At 54.2% G+C, this 15,777-nt stretch carries 16 protein-coding genes; 13 read left to right on the forward strand and 3 right to left on the reverse strand.

What is annotated here, in order from left to right; all coding sequences use genetic code 11:
• The first annotated feature begins 60 nt into the window (after positions 1-60).
• From A6A26_RS15460 to A6A26_RS15490, 7 genes are all read left to right on the forward strand, one after another.
• A complete protein-coding gene (locus A6A26_RS15460; protein WP_063879550.1) occupies positions 61-330 on the forward strand; it encodes a hypothetical protein in 270 nt (89 codons plus the stop codon).
• Between the two features lie 9 nt (positions 331-339).
• Positions 340-777, forward strand: coding sequence for a PTS sugar transporter subunit IIA (locus tag A6A26_RS15465; RefSeq protein WP_063879551.1), 438 nt, complete (start codon positions 340-342; stop codon positions 775-777).
• Positions 774-1,415: a P-loop nucleotide/nucleoside kinase family protein gene (locus A6A26_RS15470; RefSeq protein WP_063879552.1), complete on the forward strand. Its 642-nt coding sequence runs from the start codon at positions 774-776 to the stop codon at positions 1,413-1,415. The genes A6A26_RS15465 and A6A26_RS15470 overlap by 4 nt, the downstream gene beginning before the upstream one ends.
• The gene (locus A6A26_RS15475) at positions 1,366-1,797 is read left to right on the forward strand and encodes a thiol-disulfide oxidoreductase DCC family protein (RefSeq protein ID WP_063879553.1); all 432 of its coding nucleotides are present in this window, start codon (positions 1,366-1,368) and stop codon (positions 1,795-1,797) included. The genes A6A26_RS15470 and A6A26_RS15475 overlap by 50 nt, the downstream gene beginning before the upstream one ends.
• Before the next feature lie 153 nt (positions 1,798-1,950).
• Entirely contained in the window at positions 1,951-2,358 is a 408-nt protein-coding gene (locus A6A26_RS15480) for a DUF2231 domain-containing protein (RefSeq protein WP_063879554.1), read from the forward strand.
• 12 nt (positions 2,359-2,370) lie between these two features.
• Positions 2,371-3,672, forward strand: coding sequence for a PQQ-dependent sugar dehydrogenase (locus A6A26_RS15485; RefSeq protein ID WP_063879555.1), 1,302 nt, complete (start codon positions 2,371-2,373; stop codon positions 3,670-3,672).
• A gap of 627 nt (positions 3,673-4,299) precedes the next feature.
• Entirely contained in the window at positions 4,300-4,929 is a 630-nt protein-coding gene (locus tag A6A26_RS15490) for a DapH/DapD/GlmU-related protein (protein WP_063879556.1), read from the forward strand.
• A 53-nt stretch (positions 4,930-4,982) separates the two neighbouring features.
• On the opposite strand, the gene A6A26_RS15495 is transcribed toward A6A26_RS15490, so the two are convergent.
• Positions 4,983-6,449: a catalase gene (locus A6A26_RS15495; protein ID WP_063879557.1), complete on the reverse strand. Its 1,467-nt coding sequence runs from the start codon at positions 6,447-6,449 to the stop codon at positions 4,983-4,985.
• Positions 6,450-6,802: 353 nt separating this feature from the next.
• Between A6A26_RS15495 and A6A26_RS15500 the strand changes: the two genes are divergently transcribed.
• The 6 genes from A6A26_RS15500 (at position 6,803) to A6A26_RS15525 (ending at position 13,126) form a co-directional block, all read left to right on the forward strand.
• Positions 6,803-7,783 carry a TIM barrel protein gene (locus A6A26_RS15500; RefSeq protein WP_063879558.1) on the forward strand — a complete coding sequence of 327 codons (981 nt, stop codon included), beginning with the start codon at positions 6,803-6,805 and terminating at the stop codon, positions 7,781-7,783.
• A 65-nt stretch (positions 7,784-7,848) separates the two neighbouring features.
• Positions 7,849-8,889 carry a sugar ABC transporter substrate-binding protein gene (locus tag A6A26_RS15505; protein ID WP_063879559.1) on the forward strand — a complete coding sequence of 347 codons (1,041 nt, stop codon included), beginning with the start codon at positions 7,849-7,851 and terminating at the stop codon, positions 8,887-8,889.
• A 16-nt stretch (positions 8,890-8,905) separates the two neighbouring features.
• A complete protein-coding gene (locus A6A26_RS15510; protein ID WP_063879560.1) occupies positions 8,906-10,405 on the forward strand; it encodes a sugar ABC transporter ATP-binding protein in 1,500 nt (499 codons plus the stop codon).
• 29 nt (positions 10,406-10,434) lie between these two features.
• Positions 10,435-11,406 (forward strand): ABC transporter permease, encoded by a 972-nt coding sequence (locus A6A26_RS15515; RefSeq protein ID WP_063879561.1) that lies wholly within the window; start codon positions 10,435-10,437, stop codon positions 11,404-11,406.
• Entirely contained in the window at positions 11,406-12,263 is an 858-nt protein-coding gene (locus tag A6A26_RS15520) for a MurR/RpiR family transcriptional regulator (protein ID WP_063879562.1), read from the forward strand. Before A6A26_RS15515 ends, A6A26_RS15520 begins: the two co-directional genes overlap by 1 nt.
• Before the next feature lie 2 nt (positions 12,264-12,265).
• On the forward strand, positions 12,266-13,126 hold the full coding sequence (locus A6A26_RS15525) for a PfkB family carbohydrate kinase (protein WP_063879563.1): 861 nt from the start codon (positions 12,266-12,268) through the stop codon (positions 13,124-13,126).
• A 46-nt stretch (positions 13,127-13,172) separates the two neighbouring features.
• Here A6A26_RS15525 and A6A26_RS15530 read toward each other — a convergent pair whose 3' ends face one another.
• Both A6A26_RS15530 and A6A26_RS15540 read right to left on the reverse strand, forming a co-directional pair.
• Positions 13,173-14,204: an NADP-dependent oxidoreductase gene (locus A6A26_RS15530; protein ID WP_063879564.1), complete on the reverse strand. Its 1,032-nt coding sequence runs from the start codon at positions 14,202-14,204 to the stop codon at positions 13,173-13,175.
• Positions 14,205-14,650: 446 nt separating this feature from the next.
• Positions 14,651-15,769, reverse strand: a complete 1,119-nt coding sequence (locus A6A26_RS15540; protein ID WP_063879566.1) for an NAD(P)/FAD-dependent oxidoreductase — start codon at positions 15,767-15,769, stop codon at positions 14,651-14,653.
• Positions 15,770-15,777 lie beyond the last annotated feature (8 nt).

Below are 15,777 nucleotides of genomic sequence, written 5' to 3' on the forward strand. Positions count from 1 at the left end.
TTATTATCCCGACGTGAATAAACCTGAGGTGCCCTGGCGCTTTTCGGGGCAGGAGACGCTATGTTTGGATTCATGAAAAAGAAAGGGGGAAATAATGCCCCAGATGATGCAGAACGGGATCGTCAGGCAGAAAGTGTCAGTGAAAAAATAACTGCGCTGGAAGCGAAACTGGCGATTAATTCAGGCGATATTGAAACGCAGAAACAATTAATGCTGGAATATAATCGTGCATTATCCCTGTTTGCGAAAAGCCGCCGTTACCGGGATGACATTGATCCTCTTTTTGTGAAAATTGATGAATTACGTAATCTGGTGCGTAAATCAGTTTAAGGAGCAGTAATGACCATTAAACAGTTATTACAGGAAGCCAATGCTGTTCAGGTAGGCATTGCCGCCAGGGACTGGCGGCAGGTGATTGCCATGGCGGCAAAACCGCTGGTGGAGGGCGGTTATGTTCATGCCTCTTATCCTCAGGCGGTCATTGATAATACGCTGACGCATGGTGCCTATTACGTGTTTGAAGAAGGTATCGCTATTCCCCATGCCCGCCCGGAAACGGGCGTTATCCGCGACTGCTTCAGCATGGTATTGCTGGCGGAACCCATCTCGTTTGAGGGAAGCGATAAGGCGGATATTGTGATCATGTTTGGTGCCCGCGACAGTAATGCGCACATAGAAGAGGGCATTCGCGCCATTGTCAGTATGCTTGAGGATGAAGAGACGCTGGTAAAATTACGGCGTGCCAGCAGCGTTGCGGAAGTAATGGAGATCCTATGACCAGTGAGACTGACATAAAGCGCGTGGTGTTAGTTAACGGGATTCCTGCCTCCGGGAAAAGCACGCTGGCCCGCACGTTGTCACAGCGCTTTTCCTTGCCGGTGTTAACGCTGGACAGCCTGAAGGAGCCGTTTATGTCCAGCTTTGCGCCGGTCGATCGCCAGCGCAACCGACAGCTGGGCTGTGCGGCTTATCAGGCTATCTGGAATATCATCGGCCAGTCGCCCAGCGACTGCGTATTCCTGATTGATGCCTGGTTTGGCTTTCAGCCTAAAACGGTACTGGAGCAGGGATTACAGCGGGCTGGCGTGAATGACGTGCTGGAGGTGTGGATGCAGATCTCACCGGACGCCGCCGTGGCACGCTACCAGGCGCGGCTGACGCAACGCATGCCGGGTCATCCCGGTGCTGAGTACCTTCCTGAGTTGCGTCGTCTGGCTGAGGAAGCGCAGCCGATGGCACTGGGGCCGCTGTTAAAGGTCAATGCCAGTGCTATCGACGAGCACGCCGTGATCCAGTGGCTGGCTCAGTCTCTGGGCCGGGCAGGCTATACTGCTTCTGATGAGGATAATACCGAGGAGAAGCAGCATGCCACAGCCGCCTTATCTGCAAACGGGCGAGAGCGTCGTGCTTTATGATGGCGTTTGCAAACTCTGTACAGGCTGGGTGAGTTTCCTGCTGCGCCACCAACTGGCGCAGCAGGTCCGTTTTGCTGCGGTGCAAAGTGAGCAGGGCAAAGCGCTGCTGAAGTGGGCGGGGTTGCCGGAGGACAATATCAATACCATCGTCTATATCCGTGGCGATCGGCACTGGCTGCGGGCACAGGCGGTGCTGCGTGTGATGCAGCAGCTACCGATGCCGTGGCGGGCGCTGAGCGTGCTGCGCTGGTTTCCCCCGCGCATCAGTAATTTTTTTTACGACTGTATTGCGCTAAACCGCTACAGGTGGTTTGGCCGCCACCCGGCTCAACAGGCTATTCAGGCAGATTATCCGGGCCGCTTTCTGCCGCCACATCCCTAACCGCAACGCGGTTGCAGTAAAAAACACCACGAATGTGAATTAAAACCTTCATTTTCCTTCAGGTTTACTAATATTTTACAGGCAGGTTTACCGCGCGATGGAAACGTAATGCGCTGTGCCTGAGCGGTATTATTATTGAAAATGGAGATGAAAATGCGCAATACCTCTGGACGATCGGCCGTTGCCGTGACGCTTTATGCTCTTCTGGAACCCGTGCCGCTTGGCTTTTTTGTGGCAGCCTGGTTGTTCGACATCATCTATATGAAGACCTATATCATTCTCTGGTCAATCAGTGCCAGCTGGCTGATTGCCATCGGCCTGGTGATGGCAATCCTGCCCCGAGTAATTAGTCTGGTTTATATGTTTCGCGGCAGTACCGCACCCGAGAAAACCCATTTCTGGCTCTCCCTGGTTGCCGTTCTTCTGGCTATCGCCAATGCCTTTATTCACAGCCGTGATGCTTATGCCGTGGTGCCGACGGCGGCTGTGCTGTCGACGCTGGTCGTGATACTGCTGCTGCTGGCGAATGTGCAACTTGCACTGCGTCAACGTACTGCTTAAGGAGAAGCCATAATGAAAATGCCGCAACATTCCCTTATTGCGCTGACGATGATGGCCCTGCTGACGGGTTGTGATACCGGTGCGACAATCGATCCGCAAAAGCAAACGGGTGCCAATCCCGAATTACCCGACGCCAAAAACTTTATGGTACCGCCAATGCAGGTGCCTAAAGGCGTGCCGTGGAAGAACGGCGAAAAACCTACGGTGGCGCAGGGCCTGAAGATTGAGAAGATTGCTGACCATCTTCAGCATCCGCGTCAGGTTTATGTGCTGCCCAATAACGATATTCTGATTGCCGAATCCAACGGCATGCCCAAACCCACGACGAAACCCAAAGAGTTAATCACCGGTCTGGTGAAAAATGCCTCGGGGAAAGGTGGTAAGGGCGGCAACCGCATTACCCTGCTGCGTAACGTTAACGGAAAATGGGAACAGCACCGCTTTATTGACAACCTGAGCGCCCCGTTTGGTATGCAGCTGGTGGGTAACACCTTGTATGTCGCCAACGCAGACAGCCTGGTGAAATTCCCTTATACCGAAGGACAAACCGAAATTCGGACCGCTCCGCAACGGGTTACCGAGTTACCTGGTGGCCCGATCAACCACCACTGGACCAAAGCGCTGCTCGCCAGTCCGGACGGCAGTAAACTCTATGTTGGCGTGGGTTCCAACAGCAACATTACCGAGAACGGCATCGGCGCAGAATATCGCCGCGCCGCCATTCTGGAAGTGGATGCCGCCAGCGGTGCCAGTCGTATCTACGCCAGCGGTTTGCGTAATCCCACCGGTCTTGGCTGGGAACCCCAGACGAAGCAGCTGTGGGCGGTGATTAACGAGCGTGACGAAATTGGTTCGGACCTCGTGCCTGATTACCTGACCTCCGTGAAAGAGAACGGCTTCTATGGCTGGCCCTACAGCTATTTTGGTCAACATGTGGATGTACGGGCACAGCCGCAGCGTCCAGACCTGGTCGAAAAAGCGATCAAGCCTGACTATGCACTAAGCTCGCATGTCGCCCCGCTGGGATTGCTGTTCTATGGCGCGGAGAATATGCCACAGTATCGCGGCGGCGCATTTATCAGCGAGCACGGGAGCTGGAACCGTAAACCGCTTAACGGCTACAAAGTGGTTTGGGTGAAGTTCGAGAACGGAAAACCGGTGGGGCAACCGCAAACCGTGGTATCGGGCTTTTTAACCGAAGATGAAAAAGAGGTGCGCGGCTTACCGGTCGGCCTGGCCAGTGACAAACAGGGCGGTTTGATCATCGCAGATGATGCGGGTGATTCCATCTGGCGCGTCAGTTCGGCGAACTAAGCGGTAAATAGCAGGCATAAAAAAAGGATTTGGCGTGATGCCAAATCCTTTTTTCTTGTGTTCGTTGCCCGGCGGGTAACCGGATGGCGAACGAGGTGCTCAGCACTCTCCACAAACAGATTGTAAAGAGTGCCGCCGCAGACTTCAAGTTTAGTGAAAATGCTGTATATTTATACAGTTGTTGAGTGTTGGGCATCGCCTCATGGTTAACTGACTGCTTCCAGGGGAGCACGGTTACATAAATCCCGGCAGGTAACAGGTGGTGCTGACCTGTGGCTTAAACCATGAGTGCCGCTCAGCCCTCTCCACAAAGATGTGCTCAGGCACCCGGCGGGTAAGGGTAAAGCCCCGGCTGCTGAACAGCGCGCTCCTGTTGTGGGAGAAGGAAAGTGATGGAACTGACAAAGCTGATTCTGGAGATTATCCGGATCATCTTGCAGATCATCGTTGCCCTTATGCAACTGACCGGTCATGCAAACTAACCGGAACTTTGACCAAGGCGGAGCTAACCACTCCGCCTTTTTCGTTGTCAATTGCCTGTCATCTTTCCCGGCTACAGTGGCGCGGCAATCAGGCGCCCGAAAGGCACGACTTATCCAGACATCAGACCAGATCCGGGAGTTTTTCATGTCACTTGCCGCAGTCAAACCCGCCAGGCTTCAGCAGACCGAAATTGACACCAGCGTACGTATGCGTGAAACCGAGGTTGGGGCGCAGTGTGAAATTTTGGCGCACAGTTACCTTGAGTACAGCGCCATTGGCGATTTCTCTTACGTCGGCGAGCACTGCTGCATAGCCGATACCGAAATAGGCCGCTTCACCGCCATCGCCAATCAGGTGCGTATTGGCGCGCCCAACCATCCTATGGATCGGGCATCACAACACCGCTTTACCTATTGCCCAGAGTATTATGATGCTGCCGCGACGCGCGACCACGGTTTTTTCACGGCGCGCCGTGAGGACCGGGTAGTGATTGGCAACGACGTCTGGATAGGCCATGGCGTGATTGTGCTGCCGGGCGTGACGGTTGGCGATGGGGCGGTCCTGGCGGCGGGTGCGGTGGTGACGAAAGACGTTGCGCCTTATACCGTGGTCGGCGGTGTGCCAGCAAAACCGATTCGCGTTCGCTTTCATCCGGCCATTGCAAGCCGGTTACAGCACATTGCATGGTGGAACTGGCCGCTGGAAAAAATCATGGCAAACCTGGCCGATTTTCAGTCAGACGACATTGAGCAGTTTTGTGCCAGACATGGCTGAGAACGTCAGAAAAGCCAATAAACGGTGGCGAACGCCACCGTTTGGCGTGCGGGTTAGCGCTTAGCGCGCGCTTCCTGCACCTTGCTGGCGATACGGTCGCCGATGGTTTGATCGATATTGCGCCAGTAGGCAAAGGCACGTGAAAGCACCGGTTCTTCAACGCCGTTCAGCAGATGCCCGCTGACATTATTCACCAGCCTGTCGCGCGCGGCGTCATCCATCACCTTGTTGATTAAGGTATTTGCCTGGCCGACGTCGTCATCGTCCCGACGCAAAGTGTAAGGCGCACGCACCATATCACCGCTGGCAGACCAGACAGAGTCGGTGGGATAACGATCGCCATCGGCGGCGGGGCCACCTTTGCTGTTAGGTGCATAAACCGGATCGGACACCGGGTTCATGCGCATCGCGCCATCTTTGCTGTAGCTGTTCACCGGCGACTGCGGGGCATTAACCGGAATCTGCTTATAGTTCACCCCAAGTCGTGCGCGGTGGGCGTCGGCATAGGCAAACACGCGACCGAGAAGCATCTTGTCCGGGCTGAGTCCAATGCCAGGCACCAGATTATTGGGCTCGAAAGCGGCCTGTTCAATCTGCGCATGGTTATCGGTCGGGTTCCGGTTGAGCGTCAGCTTGCCGACTTTGATTAGCGGATAATCACTGTGCGGCCAGACCTTGGTCAAATCGAAAGGGTTGTAACGATAGTGGTCAGCGTCGGCAAACGGCATGATCTGCATGTACAACGTCCAGCTCGGGAAATGGCCGTTTTTGATAGACATGAACAGGTCACGCGTGTGGTAATCGCCATCTTCCCCTGCCAGCTTGTCGGCTTCTTCCTGCGTCAGGTTTTCAATGCCCTGATCGGTATGGAAGTGGTATTTCACCCAGAACTTCTCACCCTGGTCATTCACCCACATATAGGTGTGGCTGGAGTAACCATTCATATGACGCCAGTTTTTAGGGATACCGCGATCGCCCATCAGCCAGGTGACCTGGTGTGATGATTCGGGTGACAGGGTCCAGAAATCCCACTGCATGTCGTTGTCACGCAGATTGTTATCGGCGCGGCGCTTTTGCGAGCGGATAAAATGCTGGAACTTCATGGGATCGCGAATAAAGAACACCGGTGTATTGTTGCCCACCATGTCGTAATTGCCTTCGCTGGTATAAAACTTAATGGAAAATCCGCGCGGATCGCGCCAGGTATCCGGACTGCCGCGCTCGCCAGCCACCGTTGAAAAACGCATCACGACGTCGGTTTTCGTGCCCGGCTGAAAGACTTTGGCTTTGGTGTAGCGACTCACATCTTCAGTCACCTCAAAAAAGCCAAACGCGCCGCTTCCTTTCGCATGGGGCTGCCGCTCAGGAATACGCTCGCGGTTGAAGTTGGCCATTTGTTCAATCAGGTAGTGGTCGTGAAGCACCAGCGGACCGTCGGGACCGACGGAAAGGGAGTGTTCATCACTGGCGACGGGAATACCAGCGTCTGTTGTGGTGGGTTTACGCTCATCATGACTCATTGAAATTGTCTCCATTTTTGTAAGGGTAATGCATGGAGTAAGCGTAGCGTAAATCTGGACACAGCAATGGCCGATCCCGCGCCGATGTGCATTTTTACGGCGCCTGCCCGTTTCTGACGCCTTCCCGCACCTGTCCCCGCAACGCCTTGCTGACGCAGAGGTTGTGTCTTTTTGACTGATCACCGCAGGTTGTTGCCTGAGGTGATTAATACGTGACCGCCCTCGCAATTTACTTATTTCCCCCACAACAACGGTTGCGCGTTATCGCGTAAAGAGTAAATTCTATTATAACTTCACATTTAGTTGTGAAAAAGGAAAGTACATTACAACCCTGTTACTAAGGATTGAGCCTCATGTCAGATTTAAAGTTTGCTACACGTCTTAACTCATTCGCTTCAGGGGCACATCTCTACTGGCCGGATTTGCAGGGCAAACCCTCTGTACTGCAAATGGTTGCGCGCGCGGGCAAGGTTAAAGGCTTAACGCATTTGGATCTCAACTATCCCCAGCACCTGACCAGTGATGTGAAAACCCTGCGTCAGGCTATCGACGACGCCGGCCTGTCGGTCAACGGCATGCAGATGCGCTGGGATGCACCGCAGTTCAAAATCGGTGCGTTTACGCATCCCGACGCAAAGATTCGCCGTGAGGCGATTGATCTGACCAAGCGCGGCATCGATACCGGCCGCGAGTTTGGCTCCCGGTTAATGACGTTATGGATGGGGCAGGACGGTTTCGACTACTGCTTCCAGGTCGATTACAAAAAAATCTGGGAGGACGCGGTGAGTGCGGTGCGTGAAATCGCCGACTATGCGCCGGACGTGGATGTGAGCATTGAATACAAACCCAATGAGCCTCGCGCCTACAGCATCTTTCCTAACGTAACAACCTGCCTGCTGGCCGTAGAAGAAGCCGGTAGCCCTAATCTGGGCATCACGCTGGATTTTGCCCATGTCCTGTTCGCCAATGAAATTCCTGCCTGGGCGGCGGCCATGGTGGCACGTCGTTCAAGGCTGCTGGGGCTGGATTTGAATGACGGCTGGGGCAAACGGGATGACGGGCTGATGGCGGCATCGGTTAATCCGCGCGCCACGCTGGAGTTTCTGTGGCAGATGCAGCGCGATGGTTATCAGGGTGCCTACTATTTTGACACCTTCCCGGATGCCAGCGGGCTGGACCCGGTGCGCGAAGCAGAAATCAACATCGCCACCGTGACGCGATTACTCAAGCTTTGCGACCAGCTTAACGATAATCCCGCATTGATGGAGGCGATAAGCCGTCAGGACGCCGTCGCCTCACAGCAAATCGTCAACGACATTATGCTGGCGCGTTAATGCAGGGCGTCAGCTGCAGAACAGCAAAATCTTACCCTACAAATGCATAATAAAAGGCTGAAAAAATGAAAAAACGTTTACTCGCCGTCATCGCTTCCTCGCTGCTGTGCGCCAGTGTCTATGCCGCAGAGATGGCGCCGCTCAAGTCCGATACCGAACAGGATCGCACCGAATGGTCGCAGCTCGACAGTAAATATGGCGCGATGCCCAAGATCGATAAATCGCTCAAAATCGGTGGTGTCTCTAAAACCCTGACCAATGAATACTGGCGTTTGCTGGGCGAGGGTTATCAGAACGCCGCTAAAAAATATGGCATCACCGTGGCTTATCAGGCCGCAGCGAATGAAGACGATCAACTGGGGCAGCTGTCGATTGCCGAAACCATGATTTCCCAGGGCTATAACGGCCTGCTGGTTTCCCCGCAAACCGACATTAACCTTGAGCCTGCACTGGAAAGCGCCAACAGTAAAAAAATCCCGGTAGTGAACGTTAACGATGCGGTGATGCCAGATGCCGAACATTACGTCGGTAACGTCCAGAAAGACAACGGTGTGCGGGTGGCGAAATGGTTTATCGAGCACCATCCGCAGGGCGGCAAAGTTGCGGTGATTGAAGGGCAGCCTGGCGTCTATGCTGCCGGACAGCGCACCAGAGGATTTAAAGAAACGCTGAAGGCCAACGGCAAGTTCAATGTGGTGGCCAGCGTACCGGCCAACTGGAGCCGTGAGCAGGCATTTAACGCCGCCAGTACTATTCTGCAACAGCATCCTGACCTGATCGGCTTTTACGCCAATAACGACACCATGGCATTGGGTGTCGTGGAAGCGGTGCGTTCGATGGACAAAGCCAAACAGGTAGCCGTATTTGGTACTGACGGGATCTCCGATGCCTATGCGTCCATCAAGCGCGGCGAACTGACCGGTACCGTGGACAGCTTCCCGGTGCTGACGGGTGAAGTGGCGATGGATGTGATGCTGCGTTTGATTAACGGCCAGAAAATCTCACGCGTGGTTTCCACCCCGCAGGCGCTGATCACCAAAGAGAATGCGGATGCATTTTCCACCAAAGACATGGACAAGCTGCGTCAACTTTTAGCGCAACAGTAAGCCTGGCGGAGAGCGTATGGAACAGTATCGTTTAATGATGCGCGGCATCAACAAAACCTACGGCAGCGCCGCAGCTTTACAGAATGTCGACTTTTTTGTGAAGCCCGGTGAAGTGCATGCCCTGATTGGTGAGAATGGCGCGGGGAAATCCACGCTGTTGAATATTCTTTCCGGTGTGCGGGGCGCAGACAGTGGAGAAATCAGCGTCAACGGTAAGACGGTGCAGATGAAAAGCCCACTCAGCGCCCGTCATGCGGGGATTGCGATGATCCACCAGGAACTGCAACACGTTCCAGAGCTCTCGGTTGCGCAGAATATGTTCCTGGGCCGCCCACTGACCAAAGCAAAAGGGTGGTGGGTGGATAAAAAAGCCCAGCTGTCGCGCGCCACGCTGATTTTGAAACGGCTTGATCCCACGATCGATCCCAACAGCCCGATCAAAGATCTTAAAGTGTCTCAGCAGCAGATCGTCGAAATTGCCCGTGCGTTACTGGATGACGCTAAAATCATCGCCATGGATGAGCCGACATCCAGCCTGACGCCGCGCGAATTTGACCGGCTGGCTGAACTGATTGCCGATCTCAAGTCGCTGGGTGTGTCCTTGATCTATGTGTCACACAAGATGAACGAGATTTTCCGGGTCTGCGACCGGGCGACCATCATGCGCGATGGTAAACAGGTCGGGGTGGTGAATATCTGTGACGAAGATGAAGAGAGCATCGTCGCCAAAATGGTCGGCCGTAAGATAGAAAGGCTCGATCACAACGCCTTCGTGACCGCACAGGAAGTGTTGCGGGTCGAAAATCTGGCGCGTGGCAACGAAATATTACCCGCTAATTTTAGCGTCAACGCCGGGGAAGTGTTGGGCATTGCCGGGTTGGTCGGGGCAGGACGCACCGAGTTGCTCAAGCTGATTGCCGGTATTGACAAGCGCAGCAGCGGCACGGTGCAGGTCAATGGTCAGCCCGTCCCGAATCATAATATCAGCGCGGCCATAAAAGCCGGAATCGGTCTGGTACCGGAAGACCGGAAAAAAGAGGGCATTATTAAAGCGCGCTCGGTGAAGATGAATATGGCGCTGCCGTCCATGCGTCAGTTCACCCTGGCGGGTGTGATAAATAAAGTCCGGTTAAATCGGGTGGCGCACGATGTCATGAGCGACCTTAAACTTCGCCCTATGGATATTGAAAAAACCATCGGTACGCTGAGTGGCGGAAATCAACAAAAAGTCATTATCGGACGCTGGGTCGCAGCGGATGCCAAGGTCTTTTTATTTGATGAACCCACGCGCGGCATTGATATTGGTGCCAAATCCGAAATTTATAATCTGATTGAACGACTGGCGCAGGCAGGTAAAGCCATTATTGTTGTCTCGTCAGAGATGACAGAAATTATTCGCATCTCCGATCGCGTATTAGTGATGCGGGAAGGAAAAATAACGAAAGAGTTAAAGGGCGAGGCGATTACCGAAGACAATATTGCCCGCTTTGCGATTAAAGATGTCGAAACTGCCTGAGCGAACACCTCTCTATAAAGGTTATCACTATGACGACTGAAACAAATATGCAGCCGGTTGGCCGTGCATCACCGCTGTTGAAATTTAACCTGCGCGATGCCGGAACCTTAATTGGCTTACTGATTATTGTGGTGACATTCTCTTTCCTGTCGCCGGTATTTTTTACCGTCCCGAATCTGTTGAATATTTTGCAGCAATCTTCGATTAATGCCTTAATTGCTCTGGGCATGACGCTGGTGATTATTTCAGGCGGTATTGATTTATCGGTCGGGCCAACCGCCGCACTGTCTGCCGTGTTTGGCGCAACGCTCATGGTCTCTGGCGTGCCTGTGCCTCTGGCGATTATCGCCACGCTGGGCATTGGCGCACTGAGCGGTATTTTCAGCGGTACGCTTATCGCCTATGCCGGGCTGCAACCCTTTATCGTGACGCTGGGCGGCTTGTCGCTGTTTCGTGCCATCGCGCTGATCTACACCGGCGGCAATCCGGTCTTTGGTATTCCGATGTCGTTCCGCAGCCTGATTAACAGCACGGTGTTCGGTGTGCCAACGCCCATCGTCGTGGTGGCCGTGATTGCCCTCTGCCTGTGGACGGTAATGAACAAAACCCCGTTGGGTGAGTACATTCTGGCGATTGGCGGCAATGAAGAGGCGGCCCGCGTGGCCGGTGTGCCGGTCAAACGAACCAAAGTCACGGTGTACGTGATCTCAGGCATGCTGGCCTCTCTGGCATCGCTGATTCTGATTGGCCGCCTGGGCGCGGCGGAACCGACCATCGGCAACCTGTGGGAGCTGGACGCCATCGCCGCTGCGGCCATTGGCGGCGCGTCATTAATGGGCGGCAAAGGCAGTATCTTTGGCACCCTGATTGGGGTGATTATTTTGGGGGCGCTGCGTAACGGTCTGACCTTGCTTAATATTCAGGCGTTTTATCAATTGCTCGCTACGGGTCTTATTATTATCATAGCGATGTTGATTGACCGAGCGACCCGAGGCAAGTAATGAAGCAAGATCCGCGAGCCATTGGCGCTCAGATACGTATGCGATTACCTCAACTGACGCCGTTAGAACGGCGGGTTATTGAGGCAATCACTGCCAGAACCGATATTACCGAACAAACGTCGTTAAAAGAGATCGCGCAGGAAAACGGTGTATCGGAAGCAATGGTGGTTAAGATCACGAAAAAGCTTAACTTCACAGGATTCAGAAATTTCAGAAGCAGTTTAATTTATTATAACGCCTCTGAAGTGGCAGGTTTGCATGCGGAAATTGAGCCCGATGATTCATCGGAACAGTTACTGGCGAAAGTATTCAGAACCTCAATTCAGGCCATTGAAGAAACCCTGTCGGTTTTAGATGTCTCTGAATTTAACCGTGCGGCAGAGATTATTTTTAAGGCTCGTCATATCGATCTTTATGCCGTGGGCGGATCGGCAACGGTTGCGCGCGATCTTTCCCACAAGATGCTTAAGATTGGGATTAAATCCACCGCTTATGATGATGCCCATATAATGCTGATGTCTGCGGCAGTGTTATCTGATGATGATGTGGTTATCGCCATCAGTCACTCCGGTGCCACGCGTGCTGTGAACGATCCGGTTAAATTAGCCGCCCGTAACGGTGCCAGAGTGATTGTGATTACGAATTACGCCGAGTCGCCTATTGCGCGTCATGCGCATGTGGTACTTAATTCAACTTCTCAGGGATCGCATCTGTTAGGTGAAAATGCCGCATCACGAATTGCCCAGTTAAATATACTGGATGCGCTGTTCGTGGCTATCGCGAAAAAGGATTTAAAGCGGGCGGAGAAAAACCTGATCAAAACCCAGCATGCGGTTCAGGATCTGCGGGAATTCTGAGCATGAGTAAAATTGCAGTCACCGGCAGTCTTCATTACGACATTATGCTGGATGCCCATCATCGGCCTGAAAAGGGCGAAACGGTAATGGGAAACGCCTGCCACTATAAGTTTGGTGGCAAAGGCGGTAACCAGGCGATAGCGGCAGCCAACGCTGGCGCAGATGTACGTTTTATCGGGGCCGTAGGGGCCGATGAACAGGGCGCGTTTTTACTGAATACGCTGCGTCAGGCCGGGGTTAACACCGATTCGGTCGCAACGATTAAGGATGTCCCGTCTGGCATGAGCGTGGCGATTACCGACGCGGAAGGCGACTATGGCGCGGTGGTGGTATCCAATGCCAATCAGTACATAGCGGCGGAGCCGTTCATGCAGGCCGGTTTCTGGCAGGATGTGTCGATGCTGGTGCTGCAAAATGAAGTGCCGGAAGCGGTGAATCTGGCGGCGGCGCAGGCTGCGCGGCAGCAGCGTATTCCGGTATGTATAAATGCCGCCCCGGCTCGCCAGCTCTCTGCCGAATTTGAACGCTGCGTCGATTTGCTGGTGGTGAATGCGGTTGAAGCCCGTGATATGAGCGGCGTAGCGGTGACCGATCTGCTGTCAGCCAGACAGGCGGCAGAGCAGCTGGCATCACGTTTCAGTCGTGTTGTGGTCACGGCAGGGGAACATGGCGTGGCTTTCAGCGAAGCCGGCGAAACGCACAGCCTGCCTGCCCGTCAGATTACGCTGGTCAGCACGCACGGCGCGGGTGACTGCTTTATGGGCGTCTTGTGCAAGGCGCTTAATGATGGCCATGACCTTGCGCACGCGGTAGCAACCGCCAACGATGCTGCGGCAGAGCACGTCTCACGCCCGATCAGATAAAAAAATGCAACGTCAGGGACGTTGCATTTTTACAGGATCGGCTGGATTACGAGGCGACTTTAACCACGGTTTTTCCGAAGTTTTTGCCGTTCAGCATATCGATAAAGGCTTTGGGGGCCTGTTCAAGGCCCTCAATCACGTGTTCGCGATACTGAATTTTTTTGCTCTCAACCAACGGCGTCATGGCTTTCAGGAATTCGGGATAACGATGGCCGTAATCCTGGAAAATAATGAAACCCTGCATACGAATGCGACGTTTCAGGATGCCCGCCATAATCAGCGAGGTTCTGTCCGGACCGGCAGGGAGTGCTTTCTGGCTGTAGGCGGAAACCAGACCGCAGACTGGCACGCGCGCGGCGGTATTTAACAGCGGGAAGACGGCGTCGAACACTTTGCCACCGACGTTTTCGAAATAGATATCGATGCCGTCCGGACAGGCGTTTTTAAGCTGTTCTTCAAAGTCCGGGCTGTGATGATTGATACAGGCATCGAACCCCAGATTTTCTACAGCATGACGGCATTTTTCCTCGCCGCCCGCCACGCCCACCACGCGACAGCCTTTCATTTTACCTAACTGACCCACAGTGGCACCCACCGGACCGGTTGCAGCGGCGACCACGAGGGTTTCACCTTCTTTCGGCTGACCGATGTCCATTAATCCCATATAGGCGGTAAAACCGGGCATGCCCAGAATACCCAGCGCCCAGGAAGGATGGGGCAGATTGTTATCCAGACGGGCAACATCTTTGCCATCAGAAACCGCATATTCCTGCCAGCCACTTTGGCAAAGTACCCAGTCGCCCTCTTTAAACTCACTGTTTTTGGATGCAGCGACCTGACAGACCGTACCGCCGACCATCGGTTGATCCAGCTCAGCCGGTGGCGCGTACGATTTTCCCTCATCCATGCGTCCACGCATGTAAGGGTCCAGTGACAGATAAATCGTCCGCAGTAAGATCTCGCCGTCTTTAATCTCCGGCGTCGGCTGCGCAACATAACGGAAATTATCTTCCGTTGGTTCACCCTGTGGGCGTGAAGCCAGAAGCCAGGCGTGATTTGTTGTCGATTGTTCAGTCATAGTGTCGTCCTTTGCATGGGCTAACCGCTGCGGGTTGCCGGGAATGAATGGCTAAAGTGTAGATGACTGAAAAAAGGATGCTTAACCCTGCTGGCGGTTAACGGGCAGGAGGGAAAGGGTAAGACCGGCGCGCGACGCAGCAGCGCGCGTTTCTGTTGGGGGGATTCAGATTGCTCTGAATCACCCGCGCGGCGTGACAGTGCTTTAACGCGCGAAGCGGGTTGGCGGTGGCGCTTTTCAGGACCGCCGTGACAGCCCTGGTGTGAGACACAGCCGCTAAAACTGCGGAAACCGAGGTTAGCAGACCTGATATTTGTCTCTTTCTGCAGTCGAGTCAAAATCAAGCCTGCGCCAGTAACGACATGCACGGCAGTGACAGGCTTCAGGGCGTTCATCCAGCGCCATAACGGCCATCACCGCATCACCGCCATGACGCTGGAAAGGGCTTAGCTAAACCTTTCTGGCCGGAAAGTGGCGAGCATCGGATGTTGCACACCATTGAGTATTTCATCGGTGAGAAGCTCGCCCAAAATCAGTGCCAGCGTTGCGCCCGAATGGGTAAACGCAACAAAGCACCCCGGCACTTTTTTCAGCTCCCCGACAACCGGTTCCCCGTCACCCGGAACCGGCTTTAACCCGATTTTCCAGCTCTTTGCGTCCAGGGGTTTACCCTCACCAATCAGTTTACCGGCTTCCGCCATTAACTGGCTGATGACCGCCTGATCAATGCTGTACTGACCATCGGCATGCGCAACGATATCCTCTTCGTACCAGTCATGGTCCACCGCCAGCGTATTGCCCGGATTGGGGCGTATCGCCGCGCGCGGCGTGTTCATGACAACCTGCAAACCCTGATTTTGTGCAGTGCTGGTGACCAGCATGGCGACAGGCGACGCGTTTGCAATGTGCACACCAAGCGGCGCAACCACCTCGGGTGTCCAGGGGCCACAGGCGACAAGCACACGATCTGCGCTAAACTCACCGCGCTTTTCGCTACGAATGCCTGTCGCACGCCCCGCAGTGGTGATTACGCTTGCTTTTCCCGCATGCTCAACGACTTCGCCGCCTGAGGCTTTGAACTCATGAATCAGATGTTCCATAAGATGGGGCAGACTGACCCAGCCTTCACCCGGATTGGCAATCGCGACACGGGTAAGGGCGGTTCTGTTCACCTGAGGGTCAACACGATTTACTGTGGTGTGATCGACAAGGAGAGATTCGTAGCCATGCGCTTTTTCGTAATCATGGCGCGCCAGGGTTCCCGTATCATCGTCCTCCTCCCAGAACAGCGCGCCATCAAAACGCAGCCAGTCGAGATCGGGATGGCGTGCAAACAGGGTATGGTAACGCGCAATCCCTGCCATTCTTAGCGCATGATAAGGTTGCGACCGTTCGCCCGACGAGTTGAGCCAGGAAAGTGAACGTCCCGAGGCCCCGGAGCAGAGTTCCGCTTCGGTTACCAGCGTCACTCTGGCACCGGCTTTGGCCAGTTGCCAGGCGGTCGATACGCCCAGCACGCCACCGCCCAGTACAACAACGGTTTTGACTACAGCTTGTTCAGTCATGATTGATT

Source organism: Pantoea sp. OXWO6B1, assembly GCF_001641135.1.
Classification (GTDB): Bacteria; Pseudomonadota; Gammaproteobacteria; order Enterobacterales; family Enterobacteriaceae; genus Pantoea; species Pantoea allii.